Source organism: Pedobacter sp. AW31-3R (genome assembly GCF_052180285.1).
Classification (GTDB): domain Bacteria; phylum Bacteroidota; class Bacteroidia; order Sphingobacteriales; family Sphingobacteriaceae; genus Pedobacter.
The window spans coordinates 2,776,191-2,795,943 of the sequence record NZ_CP197475.1; the positions used below are offsets into that span (position 1 = coordinate 2,776,191).

Here is a 19,753-nt window from a genome sequence, read left to right on the forward strand (position 1 = left end):
CTTTGAGTTGTGATCGAATGATATGCAGATAAATTCAATTATTTCTACCAGTAGAAATAGCCTTTAGAAATGTAGCGGACAAACTTTAGCTAAAGGGAAAAAGGAGACTAAGAAATATTTATTCACAAGGGATCCGTAAACTAAAACAAGTTTCCTTGTCGGTCGAATTTACTTCTAGTGTACCACCATGTGCCCGGGCAATTTCGGCTGAAATATATAACCCTAATCCCAGACCATTTTTATTGTTCTGATTTGAGCCTGCTCTGTGAAAAGGTTCGAATAGATCTTTCAGCGTTGCTTCCGGTATTTTTTCACCCTCATTATACACTGCCAGTTGAAATTCAACCTCATTGGATATGGCTTTTACAATAATTGGTGCACCAGGCTTTCCGTAACTTATTGCATTTCCTAGAAGATTTGAGAATAACTGTGCAATTCGCTTTGTATCGCATTTAAAATCTGTTTCAAATACAAATTTTGGTACGATTTCTTTTTCAGGTGAAATGATAGACAATTCTGAAATCACCTGATTTAAAGTTTCTTCGAGTTCCTCTGAAGACTCTAGATGAACAGCAATGCCATCTCCTAATTTTCCACGTGCAAAATCAAGCACATTTTCTATAATTCCGTTAATTCTAAAGGAGCTATCTAAGATGATTTTGGTCAATTTTAGTCCCCTTTCATTCAAAGACAATCTCTTCAGCAATTGAGCACTATTTTGAATTGCCCCCAATGGATTTCTTAAATCATGTCCCAGAATGCCAATAAACTGGTCGCGTAGTGTAGAAATCTCTTTTTCCTTTTTCAGTGAATCTTCACTAATTACCAGTTTCCGGGTGGTATCCAGATGAAAAGCAATCATACTGGCATATAGCTGAAACATGGAAAGAATCTCAGGTTTATCAAGTTCGGCAGGAGAGGGGTCTATTGCACAAAGTGTCCCAAAAAAAGACTGGTCTTCCAGGATAATAGGAACAGAAATATAGCTTTTAAAGCCATATTGTTTTGGTGTATGATGATTTGAATATTTAGGATCTTCTTCTACATTGCTGATGACTACAGGATTCCTCGAGCTTTCAATTTCATAACATATCGTGCTTTCAAGTTGCAGTTCATCTCCTGGCTTTAGTCCGAAATTAATTTTATCGACGGTGACACAGGTGATCCATCGTTCTTTGGTAACCCTGGCAACGGCTGCAAATCCCATATGTGTGATTTTTGAAATGACATCAAGGATACTATTTACTTCTTCAATTCTGGATACTGCCTCGATATCTTGTTTGAAGTTATCTGTTAAGGTTTCAGTCATAAGTATAGTCCTTCATGAAATCCAGATTTAGAGATCAGCGTGGTTACTCAAAGATAGAATAATTTTTGGAAGTATGGGTTTCAACAGGTAATCATTCAGAAGTACGCTAGTCTTTTAGGGGAGATTCTGATATACTATCAATCAACTGTCAAACCCATAAGTCGGATGTTGGTGTCATGAGCAAATTGAGTTAGGTGCACAAGAAACTATTGTGATATCCCTACCAAAAAATCTATAAAAATGCAATAATTACATGTTCCAGTTAAAGAACAGGGCATGTAATTATTGAAAATGTTTAAGGTTTTAAAACCACTTTTACACAGTCATCTTTCTTCTCATCAAAGATTTTATATCCCTGAGCCACTTCACTCAATGGCAGGCTATGGGTGATGATATCGTCTAATACTACTTTTTCTTCCTTAACCAAAGTAATCAGGTGGTCAATGTAATTAAGGACTGGTGCCTGACCCTGTTTGATGGTTATCCCCTTATCAAAAATGCGGTACAGCGGAAAATTGTCATAAGGACTGCCGTATACACCAAGAATAGAGACGGTCCCACTTCTTCTTACTGCTTCAAAGCACATTTCCAGTACTTTCATACTTCCTTTCTCAAAGTTGATAGTCGCTTTCAGTTTATCTACAAGCGAGCGTTCCGGTTCAAAACCTACTGCATCAATGCAGACATCGGCACCCCTCCCATTTGTCATTTCCCTTAATGCAGCAACAACATCTACCTGATGAGGATTAAGTGTGTCTACACGATTTACTGCCTTTGCTTTTTCTAAACGATAGTCCAGGGGATCTATGGCAATTACCCGGCCAGCGCCATTGAGCCAGGCTGCCTTCTGTGCCATTAATCCTACAGGGCCTGAACCAAATATCGCTACCACTTCTCCGCCCTTTAGTTGCGCCCAGTCTACACCAGACCAACCGGTAGGGAAAATGTCAGTAAGAAAAAGTGCCTGTTCGTCTGTTAAGTTTTCAGGGATAATTCTTGGGCTTACGTCTCCATAGGGGACACGGACGTATTCCGCCTGTCCACCGGAATATCCGCCGTACAGATCGGTATAACCGAATAATCCTGCGCCTTTCTGATCCATCAAATCACCATTTGGACCGTAGTGTTTGTAATTTGAGTTTTCACAGCTCGGTGAAGCACCATGGTTACAAAAGAAACACTGACCACAGGCAATAGGAAACGGAACAATTACGCGATCGCCTTTTTTAAGGTTCTTCACTTCAGCACCGACTTCTTCAACGATACCCATAAACTCATGGCCCATGACCATGTCTGTCGTTTGTGGCACAGCACCACTTAAGATGTGAAGATCAGAGCCACAAATAGCTGTGGAAGTGACTTTAAGAATGATATCTGTTGCCAGCTCAATACGGGGGTCGGCAACTGTGGTGTAACTAATGTCACCAGGTTTGTGAAATACTGCTGCTTTCATAGAATGGATGTTTTTATAAGTAGATGTGTTGAAAGAACAGGTCGTTTGCTGAGAATGTTTCGAAATCTTGTACCTAAATTATTAAAACAGATTGATGCCTGTCCTGAAAGCTACAGCAAGTCAACAAGGATTAATCTGACTTTCAGTTATCGGTGTATGATTGATCGTCATGGTGCAGCAGTTCTCTTGTGCGTTCCCGAAGATCATCTAGTTTACGGTTGGAATCGGCCGTCTTTTCCAGGAGTTCAATTTGTTTCTTTAGAAGGTCATCGGTAACTTCTTTTAGCTTCTGAGGATTATATTCTTCGTTCGATTCAATCATATCTCTGGATATAGGATAACTTAAAACTATTGTGATCGGTCACTCAATAGGAGGATTGGTCGCCCGGTTGCTTGTGAACAGGAACGTCGCGAGAATTGGCGTTGCCATCAATATTTACGGATGAGGAAAGGTTTCATGGTTCTTTTGCCAACCGTAGCCATTTCATTTGCAATGAGCTTGGTTGTGAAGAAGTAGCTACCTAATGTATACGACTGGTTGCAGCTCCAGGAAGCAAGTATTGACAATAGTGACTTGCGAACGCATATGATATAAATAACCGTTCAAAATACTTTAAAGCACCCTTCCTACAGCCGTGGAAAGGTTTTTTTGTCTTATTAGGGGGCTGATTTAGTAACATATTGTCATGTTTCGTTCCCCCTGGGACCACCATGTATAAAAATCAATGGCGGGTTTTTGCGATCCCCGTAGGCTTTGCTGTATACACTTTGAGCAGATGACGATTGGAAACAGGTGTATACGGTAAAGATGAGGAATAGAGATATTCTTTTAGCAAGCATGAAATGTAGTGTAAGTTGTTCTATTTCCTCATGTCAATAGAGAAACAAGAGGTGTTTATGGGCAGTACCTTTTTTCAAAAATAGCCATAAATCATGAGAAGAATGATTCCAATATGGTAAAGACCCTTCCATTATGGAAAGGTCTTTACCCTGTAAAAGCAGCTGTGATATTTTTTAAAGGCATTAATTGTCTGATAATTAGTGTGTTGTTGTGGTGTTGTGTAAGGTGGCATTCCTATTGGCATAGGGGGATTATAAAATTAAATAATCATGTTAACAACCGTACTATTTCTGGCCCTGCTGATCCTCTGCTGGGTGATTTACAAATCCATCGACTGGTTCGAAAAAATCTAAAATTTATGATCGCACTATTTATTATCGCCATCGCCGTCTTCATTTACATGATCTACGTGCTGATTAAACCCGAAAAATTTTAATTAAAGTTATGAACACAGAATTACTTGGAATTGTAGCGACCTACCTGCTCACGCTGGTCATCGCTATTCCACTGGGCAGGTACCTTGCTAAGGTATTTGCAGGAGAAAAAGTCTGGACGGACTTTCTGAAACCTCTCGAATCCGGAATCTACAAGCTTTCCGGGATAAACCCTAAGGAAGAAATGAACTGGAAGCAACACATGAAAGCCTTGCTTACGATTAACCTTGTTTGGTTAGTTTATGGTTTTTTTGTCCTGATTTATCAGGATAAGCTCCCTCTAAACCCAGACGGAAATCCGGGCATGACACCCGACCTTTCTTTCAATACGATCATCAGTTTTGTGGTCAACTGCGACTTGCAGCACTATTCGGGGGAAAGCGGGATCACTTACCTTACGCAGCACGTGGTCATGATGTTTCTGATGTTCGTGAGTTGTGCTACCGGTATTGCCTCTGCTGTTGTTTTCTTTAAAGCATTCAGGGATAAAACCAGCGTGAAACTTGGAAACTTCTGGGATTTCTTCGTGAAATCAATTACGCGTTTACTGTTGCCTTTATCATTGGTTGTTGCCCTTATACTTGCTTTTAATGGTACCCCAACCAGCTATGAAGCTAAAGACCAGTTTATTTCCCTGCAGGGCGATACGGTCAATGTATCCAGGGGACCAGCTGCCGGTATGATTGCCATTAAACATTTGGGAACAAATGGTGGTGGCTGGTTTGGTGTCAATTCAGCACACCCGCTTGAAAACCCTAATTATATCACCAATACGGTAGAACTGATCGCACAGGTGATAATCCCTATTGCCATGGTGATCGCATTTGGGATTTTTGTCAGACGCAGGAAACTGGCCTGGATTATCTTTGGGGTAATGACCATTGGGATGTTCCTGCTCCTGATTCCAACCATCAGCTCAGAACTGGGCGGAAATCCTGCCCTTGCGAAGATGGGTATCTCACAGACTACAGGTGCAATGGAAGGTAAAGAAGTTCGTTTCGGGCCTGCTATTTCCGGCTACTGGAGTACGGTAACGACGATTATTTCCACAGGATCTGTGAACAGCATGCACGATAGTACAATGCCGCTGACCGGGGCATGGCAATTACTTGGGATGATGATCAACTCCTTTTACGGAGGATGTGGAGTCGGATTGCTAAATTATTTTATCTACCTGATTATTGCCGTATTTATTTCAGGATTGATGGTGGGAAGAACACCTGAGTTCCTGGGACATAAAGTTGAAGCCAGGGAAGTGAAAATTGCAGCACTGATTACCTTGTTAAGTCCATTTCTCATTCTGGCGGGTACAGCCATTGCCAGTTATGTGTTTACGAACCATGGAGATGCGGCATGGGCTGTCCAGCCTCAAAACTGGTTAAACAATCCCGGCTTCCACGGTTTCTCAGAAATGTTGTATGAGGTGACCTCTTCAAACGCAAATAACGGATCTGGTTTTGAAGGGCTGGGCGACAATAATATCTTCTGGAACGTACTTACCGGATTTGTTCTGCTCATCGGACGCTTTCTGCCAATTATTGGCCCGGTGGCCATCGCAGGATTACTGGGAGCGAAAAAATATATTCCTGAATCTGCAGGTACGCTGAAAACCGATACGCTGACATTTGGTCTGATGACCTTCGCTGTGATTATTGTGCTGAACGCACTTTCTTACTTCCCTGCCCTGGCTTTAGGTCCACTGGCAGAATATTTTACTATGCTTAAATAGATTATCATGAAATCTTCATCAAATAAATTATTTGAACCTGCTTTAGTGCAAACCGCACTGAGACAGTCCTTCATCAAGCTTGACCCTCGTGTGATGATCAAAAATCCGGTGATGTTCACCGTTGAGATCGGCACGGTCATTATGGCTTATGTTACTGTTTATTCTTTCAGCAATAGCGGACAAGGGTCTCCGGCATACAATTTTCTAATTTTCTTAATTCTGCTGCTGACGGTATTGTTTGCGAACTTTGCCGAAGCCATTGCCGAGGCGAGGGGAAAGGCACAAGCCGACTCCCTAAGGAAAACAAGGGAAGAGACACCGGCCAAAGTTATTCTTTCCAATGGAAAGATCGAAGTACGCTCATCGAGCCTGCTCCAAAAGGGTGATGTATTTATCTGCGAGGCGGGTGATACCATTCCTACCGACGGGGAGATCATTGAAGGTATCGCTACGATTGATGAGTCTGCCATTACAGGGGAGTCTGCCCCGGTAATCAGGGAATCCGGAGGTGATAAATCTTCTGTAACAGGAGGTACGAAGGTGTTATCTGATCAGATCAAGGTGCAGGTAAATACGCAGCCCGGCGAGAGTTTCCTCGATAAGATGATTGCTTTGGTGGAAGGGGCTTCGCGTCAGAAGACCCCGAATGAGATTGCCCTCACCATTTTACTGGCCAGCTTTACCCTGGTGTTTATCATTGTCTGTGTTACCTTAAAACCATTTGCCGATTATGCAAATACGCCAATTACAATTGCCGCATTGATTTCCTTGTTTGTCTGTCTGATCCCTACAACTATCGGTGGATTGCTGTCTGCAATCGGTATTGCCGGTATGGACAGGGCATTAAGGGCGAATGTCATTACCAAATCAGGTAAGGCCGTAGAAACTGCGGGTGACATTGATGTGTTGCTACTCGATAAAACCGGGACGATCACTATCGGTAACCGTAAAGCAACAAACTTTTATCCTGCACCGGGAATAAGTTTCAATGATTTTATGGAAGCCTGTGTGATGAGTTCCCTGGCAGATGAAACCCCGGAAGGAAAATCTATCCTGGAACTGGCCATCGCTAAGGATTACCAAGTGATGCCTGCGCCAGCCCGATCAACATTCATTAAGTTTACTGCTGAAACACGTTCCAGCGGACTCGATACTGCCGATGGTAAAAGAACACGCAAAGGTGCATTCGATTCCATCCGGAATATGGTCCTTCATGCAGGAAACTCTTTTCCTGTAGAAACTGAAGAGCAGGTGAAAGCCATCTCCAGTAACGGGGGTACGCCACTTGTGGTGGCCCTGAATGAGAAAACAATGGGGGTAATCGAATTACAGGATATCATCAAACCGGGAATTAGCGAACGTTTTGAACGCCTTAGGAAAATGGGCGTAAAAACGGTAATGGTGACCGGAGATAATCCCTTAACAGCGAAGTTTATTGCTGAAAAAGCTGGTGTGGACGATTTTATTGCAGAAGCAAAGCCGGAAGATAAAATGAATTATATCAAGGAAGAGCAGGCCCTGGGTAAATTGGTGGCAATGATGGGTGATGGAACCAATGATGCACCGGCGCTTGCCCAGGCAGATGTTGGTGTAGCGATGAACAGCGGTACACAGGCAGCAAAGGAAGCCGGTAATATGGTAGACCTTGACAATGATCCGACCAAGCTGATCGAGATTGTTGAAATTGGTAAACAATTGCTGATTACCAGGGGTACACTGACGACCTTTTCCATTGCCAATGATGTGGCCAAGTATTTTGCTATTGTGCCCGCTCTGTTTATTGCCTCCATTCCGGCATTGCAAAGCCTGAACATCATGGGCTTACACAGTCCGGAGAGTGCAATCCTGTCGGCTGTAATTTTCAATGCGATCATCATTCCAATCCTGATTCCGCTGGCACTTAAAGGTGTGGAGTACAAACCTATCGGAGCCAGTGCCTTACTTCGCAGAAACCTGCTGATCTATGGTGTCGGCGGGGTGATTGCGCCCTTCATCGGAATCAAGGTGATAGATGTAGTGGTGGGCTTGTTTGTGTAAAACAGCTTTTGATCCCACCATCAGTGGAAAGTCCATTTGAAATAGAATGGAAACATTTATATAACTCATAAAATCATGAAAAAATACATCTTACAATCCATACGTTTAACAGCTGTCTTATTGGTCCTGCTGTGTGTCATCTATCCCCTTATTGTCGCCTTTGCCGGAGGCTTCGCTGAAGGTGGGGGAGGTGGTGAGAAAATCACAAAAAATGGTAAAGTAGTGGGCTATGCCTTGCTTGGCCAGTCTTTTACCAAACCGGAATATTTCTGGGGAAGACCCTCTGCAGTGGGGTACAATGCAGAGGGATCTGCGGGTTCTAATAAAGGCCCTTCAAATCCGGATTACCTGCAACAGGTATCAGACCGGATTGATACCCTACTGAAATACAATCCAGGCCTCAGCAAAGCAGACATTCCGGCCGATATGGTCACTGCCTCAGGAAGCGGACTGGATCCCAATATCTCTGAACAGGGTGCAATCATTCAGATCAGGCGTATAGCGGCTTACCGTAAACTGGAGGAGAGAAAAGTTGCTGAACTGGTCGTTGAAAATACGCAGGGACCATTGCTGGGTCTTTTTGGTCCCAGTTCAGTGAATGTGTTAAAACTCAATCTTGCCCTGGACAATTTAAAAAAGTAAAAAACAATAAACCTTTATACCCTATTCCGGCCTGCTGCCTGGTCCACATGCGTTTGCCAACTCCAGGAACAGGAAGCTTAACGGAAATCGGAATCTTATTTAAGCATAAATAATTACAATAAATATATGAAAAAACTATTAGTACTGGCTGCAGCGTTGACAATTGGATCTGTTGCTTATGGACAGGATGCACCAAAGATCAAAGTAACCGGATACCTGGAAGCATATTATGGATACGATTTTAACAAACCCGCTGATAATAACAGACCTGGCTTTATCTATTCACATAACCGGCATAATGAAATGAACCTTAATCTGGGTTTCATTAAAGGAAGTTATGAGAGTGACAGGGTAAGGGCCAACCTTGGTTTGATGGCAGGTACCTATACCAATGCCAATCTCGCAGCTGAACCAGGCGTATTGAAAAATGTATTTGAAGCCAATGCCGGACTTAAACTTTCCGAATCTGCGAACCTTTGGGTTGATGCGGGGATTTTTTCTTCTCATATTGGTTTTGAGAGTGCAGTTTCTAAAGACTGCTGGGTATTGACCAGGAATATTTCTTCTGAAAATACACCTTATTATGAGTCGGGTGCAAAGATTACCTACGGTACCAACGATGGTAAATTTACTGCGGCTGCATTTTACCTGAACGGATGGCAAAGGATAACCCGTCAGAACGGAAATAGCCAGCCTGCAGGTGGTGTGCAGTTGACCTGGAAACCAACCGGAAAGATTACCCTTAACTACAGTAATTATTTGGGTACCGAAGGAGCTGATTCTATCCGCGTCCGACGTTTCTATCACAATATCTATGGAATATTCCAGCTGACAGACCAGTTTGGATTAACTGTTGGACTTGATTATGGAACACAACAGAAAGAAAAAGGAAGCGATGACAGGAATGAAGTATTATCGCCTGTTGCAATTGCGCAGTATAAAATAAACAGCAAATGGGCAATGGCCGGAAGAGTGGAATATTATGAGGATAAAAACGGCGTTTTTATAGCTACCGGAACAGCAAATGGCTTTAAGACTACCGGTTACTCTTTGAATATAGATTATGCTCCGGTTAGCAATGCGGTACTGAGGCTGGAGGGTAAGGTGTATGACAGTAAAGACCAGGTGTTTGTCAGGGATATGAGTCCTGTAAACCATAATGCGACACTGACTGCCAGTATTGCGGTGTCATTTTAATAACAGCAATAGGATACCCGGGTATTTAAAGACACCTCGCGTAAAAATAATCCTATGCTTTTGCATAGGATTATTCGTCATTGCGGTAGCTTATCTCGTGAGAGAAGGATATGTGATTATAAAATGGTAATTATGGAAGAAGACGATAAAACAGGATCTGTAAAAAAATTCCTTGATCTGGTCAAAAAATCAAGAAGGGGGAAATTTAAAGTGTATATCGGAATGAGTGCAGGCGTGGGTAAAACTTACCGGATGCTGCAGGAAGCTCATGCGCTTTTGAAGAACGGGATTGATATACAGATCGGTTATATTGAGACCCATAACCGTGTGGAAACGCATGCCCTTTTGGAGGGGATTCCAATGATTGGCAGGCGGAAAATATTTTATAAAGGTAAGGAACTGGAGGAAATGGACGTGCAAGCCATTATCAACAGACATCCGGAGGTTGTTATTGTTGATGAACTTGCCCATACCAATGTGGAAGGCAGCAAGAATGGGAAACGCTGGCAGGACGTGGCAGATATCCTTGATGCAGGGATCAGTGTGATCTCCGCCGTCAATATCCAGCACCTGGAAAGCATGAACCAGGAGATTGAAACGATCACAGGTATCCCGATCACGGAACGCATACCCGATAAGATTTTGGAGTCGGCCGACGAGATCGTGAACATCGATTTAACTGCTGATGAACTAATTGACCGCCTGAAGGCGGGTAAAATCTACGACCAGACCAAGATTAAACTGGCCCTGGATAATTTTTTCCAGCCGGAAAGGATCCTGCAATTGCGTGAACTGGCACTTAAAGAGGTGGCGCATCACCTGGAAAGAAAGATCAGTGTAGAAGTGCCGAAGCAAATCAAGCTGCGGCCGGAGAAATTCCTGGCCTGTATTTCCACTAATCACCATACGGCGAAGATCATTATTCGCAAAACGGCAAGACTGGCTTCTTACTACCGCTCTCCATGGATCGTATTGTATGTACAACGCAGCAGTGAAGGCGGCGACAGGATCAAACTGGATTTACAGCGGCACCTGATCAATAATTTCAAGCTGGCCACCGAGCTTGGTGGTGAAGTGATCAGGATTAAAGATGATGATGTGACACAGACCATAGCGCGGATTGCTGCGGAAAAGGAGGTCACCACAATTTGCATTGGTAAACCCCATCTGAACCTCTTCCAGGTGATTATGCGCACAGCTATATTGAGTAAGCTTTTAAAAAACATCGCTGAAACGGAAACTGATCTTGTGATTCTTTCCTAAAACAGGATTACAATACCAACATCATGAAGATAAAATGTGATTGGATAGCTGCACATCATGCCGTGGGTTGTTCCAGACCGACCCCTGTTGCTAAACAGGAAAATCCTTAGCATGATCGGTTAACATGCCTGAAAGTGAAAGTGCAGATTTTTTGCGGTAGGCTCCGGAAGGCCAGGTTATCGTTCCCAGCCGGGTCATGCCCTCTCCGGTAATTTTGATCGCCTTTAAGTCGGGGTGATTAAATATAGACGAGCCCATCAGTACCGTTGCCCACTTTCCACTGTTTACCAGCTGTAACAACATATTGATATCATTTACTTCCATCTTGATATCAAGCAATAAATCGTGTTTCTGCAATATGGAATCCAGGTAGTTTCTGATGCTGTAACCTCCGGAAGGCAAAAGTAAGGGCAGATGCGCTAAGTTCTTAAGATTGATTTGTTTACGGTTGGCCATTGGATGACTTTGATGGACAACAAGTGCTAGGGACGAAGAAAATAAAGGCAGGGTGTGGTAGCTTCCATTCTTCTCTTCCTGGGAGAAGGATAACATCAGGTCAAGATGGCCCTGTTCAAGTTTGACCAACAGCTCCTGAGTTGTTCCGAAACCGATTTGCAGCTGGATATTGGGATATTGTGCGGAAAAATCAAGCACAGCCTTGCTGAGCAAATTGCTGAGCCCGTAGGTCACTCCAATAATTAAGGTACCGGTGTTCAGGTTCATCAAGTCCTTCAGCATACTCTTCCCGTCATCGGCATCTTTTACGGTTTTTTGGGCAAAGGGTAGAAAAGCCTTTCCTGCTTCTGTCAATCTTACCCTTTTGGCAATCCGGTCAAACAGCGGTATGCCCAATTCTTCTTCCAGTTGCTTAATTTGCTGAGACAATGTGCTTTGGGTGATAAATAAAGAATTGGAAGCCTCAGTGAAGTTTTGTAATTCGGCTGCCTTAATGAAGTATTTGAGCTGGCGTAGTTCCATTCCCGAAGGTAAAAAGTTAATCGGAATTTTCGATCAACTATATCGAAAATTAGAGTTTAGACGATAATATATTTAAGCTGAACTTTGGGGTATCAAATCAAAAAGAATTATGGAAATTAAACAAACACCCGAAAATGCGCTTTCACATTCCACCGTAAAAGCGATCATTAATGCACCGATAGAAAAAGTAGATATCGCCGATTGGTTATTCAATCTTCCCGATGCAGAATACCAAAGATGTTCCCCAGCGCATATTGCAGCCGGATTTACACGCACGCTGGACGGTACACCCATGTCGATCAATGTGGAAACCATTGGCAATGCCTTAATTATTCAACACTACGTGGCTACGGAGTATAAGGCTGACTATTGTCGTATGTTATCTGTGTCTGATTCCATTACCGCAAATGGCCGCAGCAAAGTTCAGGTGCTTTGGGAACTCCGCGCCACAAAATTAGACGACAATAGCTGCGTGTATACCAATGAAATTCATGCAACGGCTACCCCCGAATTTTTTGAGTTTATGAAAGTTCATCACCTTAGCCTTGCACAGGCTGCGCATGACCGCCAGCTGGCCTCAGATGCCCACAACCAGGAAGAGACGCCTCTTTTTGCTGCAAGCATAGCGAAGAAAGCACTTACAGGGAACTATGGTATTTAATTGAAATTCGCTATTTTCGACTGCGACGCATCAGGTCTACTTCTTCTGCCGCATGTTCATTTGCCCAGCTTTCCATCGCCGCAAGAGTTGGCCCCAGTGTCCGGCCTTTTTCAGATATCCGGTAATAAACTTCCGGCGGGAAGGTGTGTTTCTCCTCCCTTATGAGAAGACCATGCTGTTCCATTTGGCGCAAATGTTCTAAAAGCACTTTTTTAGCGACTTTTGGAATAATGCGCCAAAGTTCGGTAAAGCGCATTTCCTTGTTATGAAAAAGATGGTAAAGTATAATGGGTTTCCATTTACCCGAAAGCATGCTGAGTGTCACATTTAACCCGCAATGTCTGAACTGCTGATAACTCATAGTTACTTGATGGTGAACTGGTCACCTAAAGGTAACCTGCTTGTTGTTTAAGTGTGATTGATTCATCTTTGCTATCAAATATAAATTATTTCCATGAAACTTCAACTTTTGCGAAACGCTACACAGGTACTCAGGGTGAATGACAAGGTGATACTTATTGATCCGATGCTGGCAAATAAAGGGACTTACGAACCTTTCAGCTTTACCGGGAATGCAGTAAGAAATCCGACAGCGGATTTCCCATTAAATCCTGCAGCTCTTGAAAAATTAATTGATCGTATCGATGCTGTCATTTTAACGCACCTGCACTTAGATCATTGGGATCTGATCGCACAGGAAATGATCAGGAAGGATATTCCTATAATTTGCCAGCCCTGGGATGTACCGCAGATAGAGAAAAACGGTTTCAGCAATTTTTTTCCGGTCGACAAAAAGCTGAATTGGCAGGGAATAGAGATCTTCCGTACAGATGGAAGGCATGGGACCGGCGAGATTGGGGATAGGATGGGACTGGTGTCAGGTTTTGTGATCACTGAAAATGATAAAAAACTATACTTGGCTGGTGATACGATCTGGTGTGAACAGGTTCAGGAAAGTATAGCGACGTATCAGCCGGACTATATTGTTGTGAATGGTGGTGGTGCAGGCTTTGTGACAGGTGATCCGATAGTAATGGATATGGCTGATGTCATTGAAGTTTGCCGGTATGCGCCAAAATCAAGGGTGTTTGTGGTGCATCTGGAATCGGTGAACCACAGTAAGGAAAGCAGGCAGACCATAAAAATACAGTTATCTGCGGAAGGATTATCGGATTATTGTTATGTACCTGAGGATGGTGAAGTTTTCCTGCATACTTAAAATCATCAGGATTTGGATAATGGAGTTCAAAAAAAACTAAGTTTGTACCATGAAACAGTTCAAAGATTTTATTTCATACAACGCATATGTTGGCCTTAATAAACCCCTGGACAATGACCTCGACATCGGATATTATGATCCGCCAAATATGTTACTGAAATCTGAACCTGTAATGGTAGATTTTTACCGCATTTCCATTAAAGTAAATTTTATTGATCAATCCATTCCAGATGCTAAGCCAGTCACAGCGGTTTTTTTCAACAGTCCAGATATCGCTACAGGCTGGAATGCTGCACCTACCTACTCGGGAATGTATGTGCAGCTTTCAAAAAGAATAATTGAAGAACACCGCTTCCTGTTTAAGAATTACCTGGATTATGGGCAGCATGAAGCATTGTACCTGACAGCACAGGAAGTGCAGGAAATCAATACTGTTTTTCGGTTCATGATGCAATACTATAATGGTGAAAAACTGCAGTTCAATGTTCTGCTCTCCTATGTAAATCTGTTGGTCTCACTGGTGGAAGAATTCTATAAACGACAGTTTTCCAATGATCCAAGACAATATAATCGTATTCTAACAGATTTTTTGCAATACCTTAATGAGTATTACAATACACCTGTGCGAAAATTACCCAATGTTCAGTACTTCGCTGATAAACTTGGTCTGACACCCAATTACCTTGGTGATATTATCAAGCATTTTACCAATAAATCCGCTCTTGAGAACATCCATGAGTTTGTGATCAAAAAGGCAAAGGAATTATTGGAAGAAAAGAGGTCAATGAATACGACCCAGGTGGCTTATGAACTGGGATTTGAATACCCTAATTATTTTGCCAGATTCTTCAAAAAGCAAGTTCAGCTCACACCGACCGAATACAGACGCCTGCTCCTCAATAAATCACAATAAATGCCTTTATGAAAGGACATGTATTGTGATCGGTAATTTGTCTCTTTTTTACAGGTAGTCTGTTTCCTTCCCACACCTGACCAGTTTTTAATTTTGTCCCATAAAATTAAGAAATTGTGAAACCATCATAAGCCTACCGCTTACAAACAACAGTGAATAGGCGCATGATCGCTTCATTACCTTTAAAAAACAACTATATTCTAATGAAAAAAGTATTATTGATCAATACACACTTAACTTATCCGAACTGGTCGGAAGGTAAATTGAACAACGCATTTCAACAGATTGCGAAGGAGTTCTTTACAACTATGGGATATCTTGTAGAAGAAACTAGAGTTGAAAAAGGATATAATGTGGATGAAGAGGTGGCAAAGCATCTGGAGACGAATATCATTATTCTGCAGACACCGGTGAATTGGTTTGGCGCTCCCTGGATTTATAAGAAATATGTGGACGAAGTTTTCAACTACGGACTGCATAGCCGTAAATTTCTGTCCGGCGATGGAAGAACCAAAGCTGACCCTTCAAGGCAGTATGGAACCGGGGGACATTTACAGGATAAGCGATTTATGGTCTGCGCTACCTGGAATGCACCTGTTGAGGCATTCAACGATAAGAAGCAACTTTTATTTGAGGGCAGAAGTACTGCAGATTTTTTTATTCAGATCACCAGTAACTACCGGTTTTGTGGTGTAGAGGTTGTAGCAGATTACAACAGTTTTGATATTTTCAAAGATGAGGATGCCTCAGCTGATTTGGCCAACTACCCAGCACATCTGGAAAGAGTTTTTGGACTGTAGAAATGTTCTTCCAGCTTCAGTGAGGTGAAATTTTTTGATCCCTGCTGCTTCAGATCTCGTATGACTATTGAAATGTTTTTATATTTGTAATTAAAAATTAAAAAAAATCCCATGTTTTACCTTCTGATATCAGTATCTATCATCTTTTTTATCATCCATGTGGCTTTGTTACTGACCTCTTTTCCTCAATCACAACTCGCCCGCACGCGTTATTTCTATTCACATCTTACCTTATGGATAACAGGAATTATCGTTTTTGTACTCGCCCTATTGTATAGTGGTTCCGGCCGTTCTTCTTTTCTTGACTATTTCGATAGTACCACTAAAAAAGTGATTATCCTCGGATTTACAGCGGCGCTTTCATTGGTTGCACATAGTATCGTTAAATTCGTGGTGGTGCCGATGTTGGGCAAAAACCATTCATAGGCCTTCATTTCCAATTGGTCAGTAGCTGAAAATAGCTGAGTTTTAGTTGTAGAGTGAGGATAGCGTAAAAAGATCATTCACTTTACGCTATATTTATCCAAAACTTTTTCCAGCCAGATTTTAAATGCAAACCTATAATGCACCATCATCAGACACGCTAAGAGCACTGGAGACTGCGCCAAGCATGTTTCTGGTGCTTTCTCCTGACCTCTATATCCTCACTGCCAGCGACCTTTACCTTGAGGCTACAAAAACGGAACGTGAGTTGATCATAGGCCGGTATATTTTTGATGCCTTTCCTGAAAATCCGGAATTGCCGGATGCTGATGGGGTAAAGAACATTAGCGCGTCTTTGCAAGAGGTATTGCGGACTAAAAAGCGCCACGTGATGAATTTCCAGCGCTACGATGTGCCGGATGTTTCAGCTCCCGGAAAATTTATGACCCGTTACTGGGATCCCAGCCATACACCTGTTCTCGATGATGAGGGGGAGATCAGCTATATCGTGCAGCTGGCAACGAATGTGACCGATCAGGTGCTGCTGGGAAATCAGCTGGCCCAGAGCAGGAGTGCCCAGGCAGAATCTGCTCTGGAAGTATCCTCGCTGACCTCAAAGCTGGACCTTGCCGAACAGGAGCTGCTGTCGCTCAACTTTAATCTGGAAAAGCAGGTCGGACAGCGTACGGTGGAACTAAAAAATAGTGAGGAGAATTTACAGGCGGCTTTTGATGCGGCCGACCTGGGCAGCTGCAGTTTGGACCTGAAGACCGGTCAGGCAGAAATGTCTCCGCGTTACAGGTCTTTATATGGACTTCCTACTTCCGGGGAGATTACCTGGGAAATGGTTACCGCCGCAGTGGAACCTGAGTTCCTGGACGAAGTGAACCTGGCCATGAACAATGCGATGAGGAATGGAACGCCGGTAGACAGCACGTATGCAATCCGTCACTTACAGACCGGAGAAAGGCGATGGATGCGGGTGGCAGGAAAGGTACGCCCTGATGGCGGGGGTGGTTTTTCGCATATCTATGCAGTGGTGATGGATGTAACTGTACAAAAAGAGGATGAGCAACGTAAGAATGACTTTATTGCCATGGTGTCCCACGAGCTTAAAACTCCTTTAACTTCAATCACGGGGTATGCACAGGTGCTGGGAAAAGTATTTGAGAATAGTGGTGATGAGCTGACTTACAGGTTGTTGGAAAAGATGCAGCGACAGCTGAAGAAGATGTCTGTAATGATTAACGGATTTTTGAATGTCTCCAGACTGGAGGCAGGCAAGATCAATCTGGAGGTGCAACGCTTCGATATGGCCGGGTTGATGGCCGAGATCGCCGAGGAATTTGCTGCGACCATCTCTTCCCATGAGATTGCTTTTGCCGATGTGCAGCAGATTTTGGTCGATGCCGACCGTGATAAAATTGGACATGTGATGAACAATCTCATCTCTAATGCGGTAAAGTATTCCCCTTTGGGGGCGCCAATAGTGGTAAATTGTAAAGTGCAGGGCAAGGAAGTGGTTTTTTCGGTCCGTGATCAGGGAATTGGTGTGAATACGCAGGACCTGCCCAAACTGTTCGACCGGTACTACCGGGTGCCAGGGAAACAGATCGATATGGTTTCGGGTTTTGGTATCGGACTCTACCTTTCTGCCGAGATCATCAGCAGACATGGAGGCAGGATCTGGGCAGAGAGCGAAATCGGGAAAGGTTCAACCTTTTATTTCAGTATACCCAGCATCAAAATATAATCCCCATCGCCCCAGGATTGTTATTGGGCCTTATAATCGCCCTAACAATTGTCAATATCTGCTGGTTAACGGAGGAAAGCAGTCAGATTTTTGCGCTTATGCAGGATATTTCCGGTTTTTATTGGAATATCGTTACATTTGGCCTGAAGCCGGGAAGGGATTGAGGTTGTTTTTTGTCAAAAATGGAAATGTATATCACACTTAATGATCATGAACTGTCCTTATTGTTGAAACAGGGGAATGAGCAGGCATATTCAGAAATTTATACCCGTTACTGGCCCTTACTTTTCCGTCATTCTTATAGGATGCTTGCTGATGAAGATCAGGCCATGGATGTGGTTCAGGATATCTTTACCAGTCTTTGGTTGAACCGTGAGGCCATAGATTTTAAAATCTCACTTTCTGCTTATCTATATACTGCTGCAAGAAACCGTACCGTAAATGTGATCAATAAAAGTAAACTACAGCTGACTTATATGGAGTCGTTGCAGAAGTTTATTGATCAGGGAGCTTACGTAACCGATGAATTGGTTCGCTACAATGAGCTGTCTGCCGAAATAGAAGCTGAGATTTCCAAATTACCACCCAGAATGCGGGAAATATTTGAACTTCGGCGCAATGCCGGGTTGTCCTACAAACAAATTGCAACACAACTCGGGCTGAGTGATGAAACTGTAAAAACACAGGTTGCCCGCGCACTAAAGGTGTTAAGAACAAAGTTTGGAGTACTGTTCACCCTTCCATTTATATAAAATCAATAAACTTTAATTTTTTTTTACTGCTTGTCCCCCAAATCATTTTCAGTTTTGTCCTATCATTATAAAGCGATAAAATAAAATTAAACATGGATACCAGGCAGGCGCAGGAATTGATACAGAAATATATAGAAGGAAAATGTACGGAGAGTGAAGCAGCATTGTTCGAAAGCTGGTACAATATGCAGTCGGCCGACAATCCGGAGCCTGAAGAGATTCATCATTATGATGCATTGTATGCACGTTTGATCACCTCATTGCCGGCGGGTCAGCCGATGCCGAAATCATCTTCCCTCAGCCTGAACTGGAAAATGGCATCCGCCCTGGCTGCGGCCATAGCTTTTATTGTCGTTGGTATCTATTTTTTCAGCCCTGCATTGAACAAAAAATCAACGGTTGTGCTTCGTTCGTCGTCCGATCTGATGCCGGGAAAAAATGCAGCTACACTCACACTGTCAAATGGTAAAAAAATCTATATTTCAGCTGCCACCTCAGGTAAATTGGCAGAAACACAGGGAGTGGCTATCTCTAAAACAGCCGGCGGACAACTGTTATATGAGGTTAAATCAAATGATGCGGGTGTTGCAGGTTTCAATACACTGGAGACGAGCAATGGAGAGCGGATGGAAGTGATTTTGCCTGACCATTCAAAAGTATCTTTAAATGCTGCATCATCCATCAGTTACCCATCAAATTTCTCGAACCTGAAAGAAAGAAAGGTCCGGCTTTCCGGAGAGGCCTATTTTGAAATAACAAAAGATAAAATGCACCCTTTTATTGTTAGCACAGTGCATCAGGAAGTAAGGGTCCTTGGAACTCATTTTAATGTGAATGCTTATCCTGATGAACAATTGACCAAAACCACATTGCTGGAGGGCGCTGTGCTGATCAATCAGCAACAGCGGTTAAAACCCGGACAATTGGCGCTGAATGAGGGAGGGAATATTAAAGTCACTCAGGCAAACCTGGAAATGGAAACCGCCTGGATAAGGAATGATTTTTATTTTGACGGGGAGGCTACCGAAAGTGTGATGCGGAAAATCTCCAGATGGTACAACATCTCAGTCATTTATTCAGATAACGATTTGAAATTGATTCCCTTAAGTGGCCATATCTCCAGTACCCGAACCCTCGCATCAGTGCTGGAGCGCATCGGCAAGGCCGCTAACCTGAACTTTGTAGTCTCCGGAAGACAGGTCACTGTAGAAAAGCCCAATTAAATATCACCAAACAAACCCTATCAATCAACTTACAACCAAACCCAAACTCACATGAAAAAATATTTACAACAGGAAAGTTAATAGCAGCAAAGGGAGTTCAAAAATGAAGGAAGGAGGTGCTACCAA

The 19,753-nt window shown here is 43.0% G+C and carries 19 protein-coding genes; 14 read left to right on the forward strand and 5 right to left on the reverse strand.

What is annotated here, in order from left to right; all coding sequences use genetic code 11:
* Nucleotides 1–118: 118 nt before the first annotated feature.
* From ACSBL2_RS11380 to ACSBL2_RS11390, 3 genes are all read right to left on the reverse strand, one after another.
* Nucleotides 119–1,309, reverse strand: coding sequence for a GAF domain-containing sensor histidine kinase (locus ACSBL2_RS11380; RefSeq protein WP_442591819.1), 1,191 nt, complete (start codon nt 1,307–1,309; stop codon nt 119–121).
* Nucleotides 1,310–1,604: 295 nt separating this feature from the next.
* Nucleotides 1,605–2,762: a zinc-dependent alcohol dehydrogenase gene (locus tag ACSBL2_RS11385; protein ID WP_442591820.1), complete on the reverse strand. Its 1,158-nt coding sequence runs from the start codon at nt 2,760–2,762 to the stop codon at nt 1,605–1,607.
* Between the two features lie 142 nt (nt 2,763–2,904).
* Nucleotides 2,905–3,084 carry a hypothetical protein gene (locus tag ACSBL2_RS11390; RefSeq protein ID WP_442591821.1) on the reverse strand — a complete coding sequence of 60 codons (180 nt, stop codon included), beginning with the start codon at nt 3,082–3,084 and terminating at the stop codon, nt 2,905–2,907.
* Between the two features lie 877 nt (nt 3,085–3,961).
* On the opposite strand from ACSBL2_RS11390, the gene ACSBL2_RS11395 reads away from it, so the two are divergent.
* The 6 genes from ACSBL2_RS11395 to ACSBL2_RS11420 all read left to right on the forward strand — a co-directional run bounded on the left by ACSBL2_RS11395 (nt 3,962) and on the right by ACSBL2_RS11420 (nt 10,905).
* A complete protein-coding gene (locus ACSBL2_RS11395) occupies nt 3,962–4,039 on the forward strand; it encodes a potassium-transporting ATPase subunit F (RefSeq protein ID WP_082035969.1) in 78 nt (25 codons plus the stop codon).
* Nucleotides 4,040–4,047: 8 nt separating this feature from the next.
* Nucleotides 4,048–5,766 carry a potassium-transporting ATPase subunit KdpA gene (gene kdpA / locus ACSBL2_RS11400; RefSeq protein ID WP_442591822.1) on the forward strand — a complete coding sequence of 573 codons (1,719 nt, stop codon included), beginning with the start codon at nt 4,048–4,050 and terminating at the stop codon, nt 5,764–5,766.
* Between the two features lie 6 nt (nt 5,767–5,772).
* Nucleotides 5,773–7,803 (forward strand): potassium-transporting ATPase subunit KdpB, encoded by a 2,031-nt coding sequence (gene kdpB / locus ACSBL2_RS11405; RefSeq protein ID WP_442591823.1) that lies wholly within the window; start codon nt 5,773–5,775, stop codon nt 7,801–7,803.
* Nucleotides 7,804–7,878: 75 nt separating this feature from the next.
* Nucleotides 7,879–8,445 (forward strand): K(+)-transporting ATPase subunit C, encoded by a 567-nt coding sequence (locus ACSBL2_RS11410; protein WP_442591824.1) that lies wholly within the window; start codon nt 7,879–7,881, stop codon nt 8,443–8,445.
* 126 nt (nt 8,446–8,571) lie between these two features.
* On the forward strand, nt 8,572–9,642 hold the full coding sequence (locus ACSBL2_RS11415; protein ID WP_442591825.1) for a porin: 1,071 nt from the start codon (nt 8,572–8,574) through the stop codon (nt 9,640–9,642).
* 132 nt (nt 9,643–9,774) lie between these two features.
* On the forward strand, nt 9,775–10,905 hold the full coding sequence (locus tag ACSBL2_RS11420; protein WP_442591826.1) for a sensor protein KdpD: 1,131 nt from the start codon (nt 9,775–9,777) through the stop codon (nt 10,903–10,905).
* A gap of 90 nt (nt 10,906–10,995) precedes the next feature.
* Here the strand turns inward: ACSBL2_RS11420 and ACSBL2_RS11425 are convergent, their stop codons facing one another.
* Nucleotides 10,996–11,883, reverse strand: coding sequence for a LysR substrate-binding domain-containing protein (locus tag ACSBL2_RS11425; RefSeq protein ID WP_442591827.1), 888 nt, complete (start codon nt 11,881–11,883; stop codon nt 10,996–10,998).
* A 109-nt stretch (nt 11,884–11,992) separates the two neighbouring features.
* On the opposite strand from ACSBL2_RS11425, the gene ACSBL2_RS11430 reads away from it, so the two are divergent.
* Nucleotides 11,993–12,544, forward strand: coding sequence for a hypothetical protein (locus tag ACSBL2_RS11430; RefSeq protein WP_442591828.1), 552 nt, complete (start codon nt 11,993–11,995; stop codon nt 12,542–12,544).
* Between the two features lie 10 nt (nt 12,545–12,554).
* Here the strand turns inward: ACSBL2_RS11430 and ACSBL2_RS11435 are convergent, their stop codons facing one another.
* Nucleotides 12,555–12,905: a winged helix-turn-helix transcriptional regulator gene (locus ACSBL2_RS11435; RefSeq protein WP_442591829.1), complete on the reverse strand. Its 351-nt coding sequence runs from the start codon at nt 12,903–12,905 to the stop codon at nt 12,555–12,557.
* Nucleotides 12,906–12,998: 93 nt separating this feature from the next.
* Between ACSBL2_RS11435 and ACSBL2_RS11440 the strand changes: the two genes are divergently transcribed.
* From ACSBL2_RS11440 to ACSBL2_RS11470, 7 genes are all read left to right on the forward strand, one after another.
* On the forward strand, nt 12,999–13,763 hold the full coding sequence (locus tag ACSBL2_RS11440; RefSeq protein WP_442591830.1) for an MBL fold metallo-hydrolase: 765 nt from the start codon (nt 12,999–13,001) through the stop codon (nt 13,761–13,763).
* A 49-nt stretch (nt 13,764–13,812) separates the two neighbouring features.
* Nucleotides 13,813–14,676 carry a helix-turn-helix domain-containing protein gene (locus tag ACSBL2_RS11445; RefSeq protein WP_442591831.1) on the forward strand — a complete coding sequence of 288 codons (864 nt, stop codon included), beginning with the start codon at nt 13,813–13,815 and terminating at the stop codon, nt 14,674–14,676.
* Between the two features lie 203 nt (nt 14,677–14,879).
* Nucleotides 14,880–15,476, forward strand: a complete 597-nt coding sequence (locus ACSBL2_RS11450) for an NAD(P)H-dependent oxidoreductase (RefSeq protein WP_442591832.1) — start codon at nt 14,880–14,882, stop codon at nt 15,474–15,476.
* A 111-nt stretch (nt 15,477–15,587) separates the two neighbouring features.
* A complete protein-coding gene (locus ACSBL2_RS11455) occupies nt 15,588–15,902 on the forward strand; it encodes a hypothetical protein (protein ID WP_442591833.1) in 315 nt (104 codons plus the stop codon).
* A 124-nt stretch (nt 15,903–16,026) separates the two neighbouring features.
* Complete coding sequence (locus tag ACSBL2_RS11460) at nt 16,027–17,652, forward strand: PAS domain-containing sensor histidine kinase (protein WP_442591834.1); 1,626 nt, start codon at nt 16,027–16,029, stop codon at nt 17,650–17,652.
* Between the two features lie 188 nt (nt 17,653–17,840).
* A complete protein-coding gene (locus ACSBL2_RS11465) occupies nt 17,841–18,404 on the forward strand; it encodes an RNA polymerase sigma factor (protein ID WP_442591835.1) in 564 nt (187 codons plus the stop codon).
* Nucleotides 18,405–18,496: 92 nt separating this feature from the next.
* On the forward strand, nt 18,497–19,627 hold the full coding sequence (locus ACSBL2_RS11470) for a FecR family protein (RefSeq protein ID WP_442591836.1): 1,131 nt from the start codon (nt 18,497–18,499) through the stop codon (nt 19,625–19,627).
* Nucleotides 19,628–19,753 lie beyond the last annotated feature (126 nt).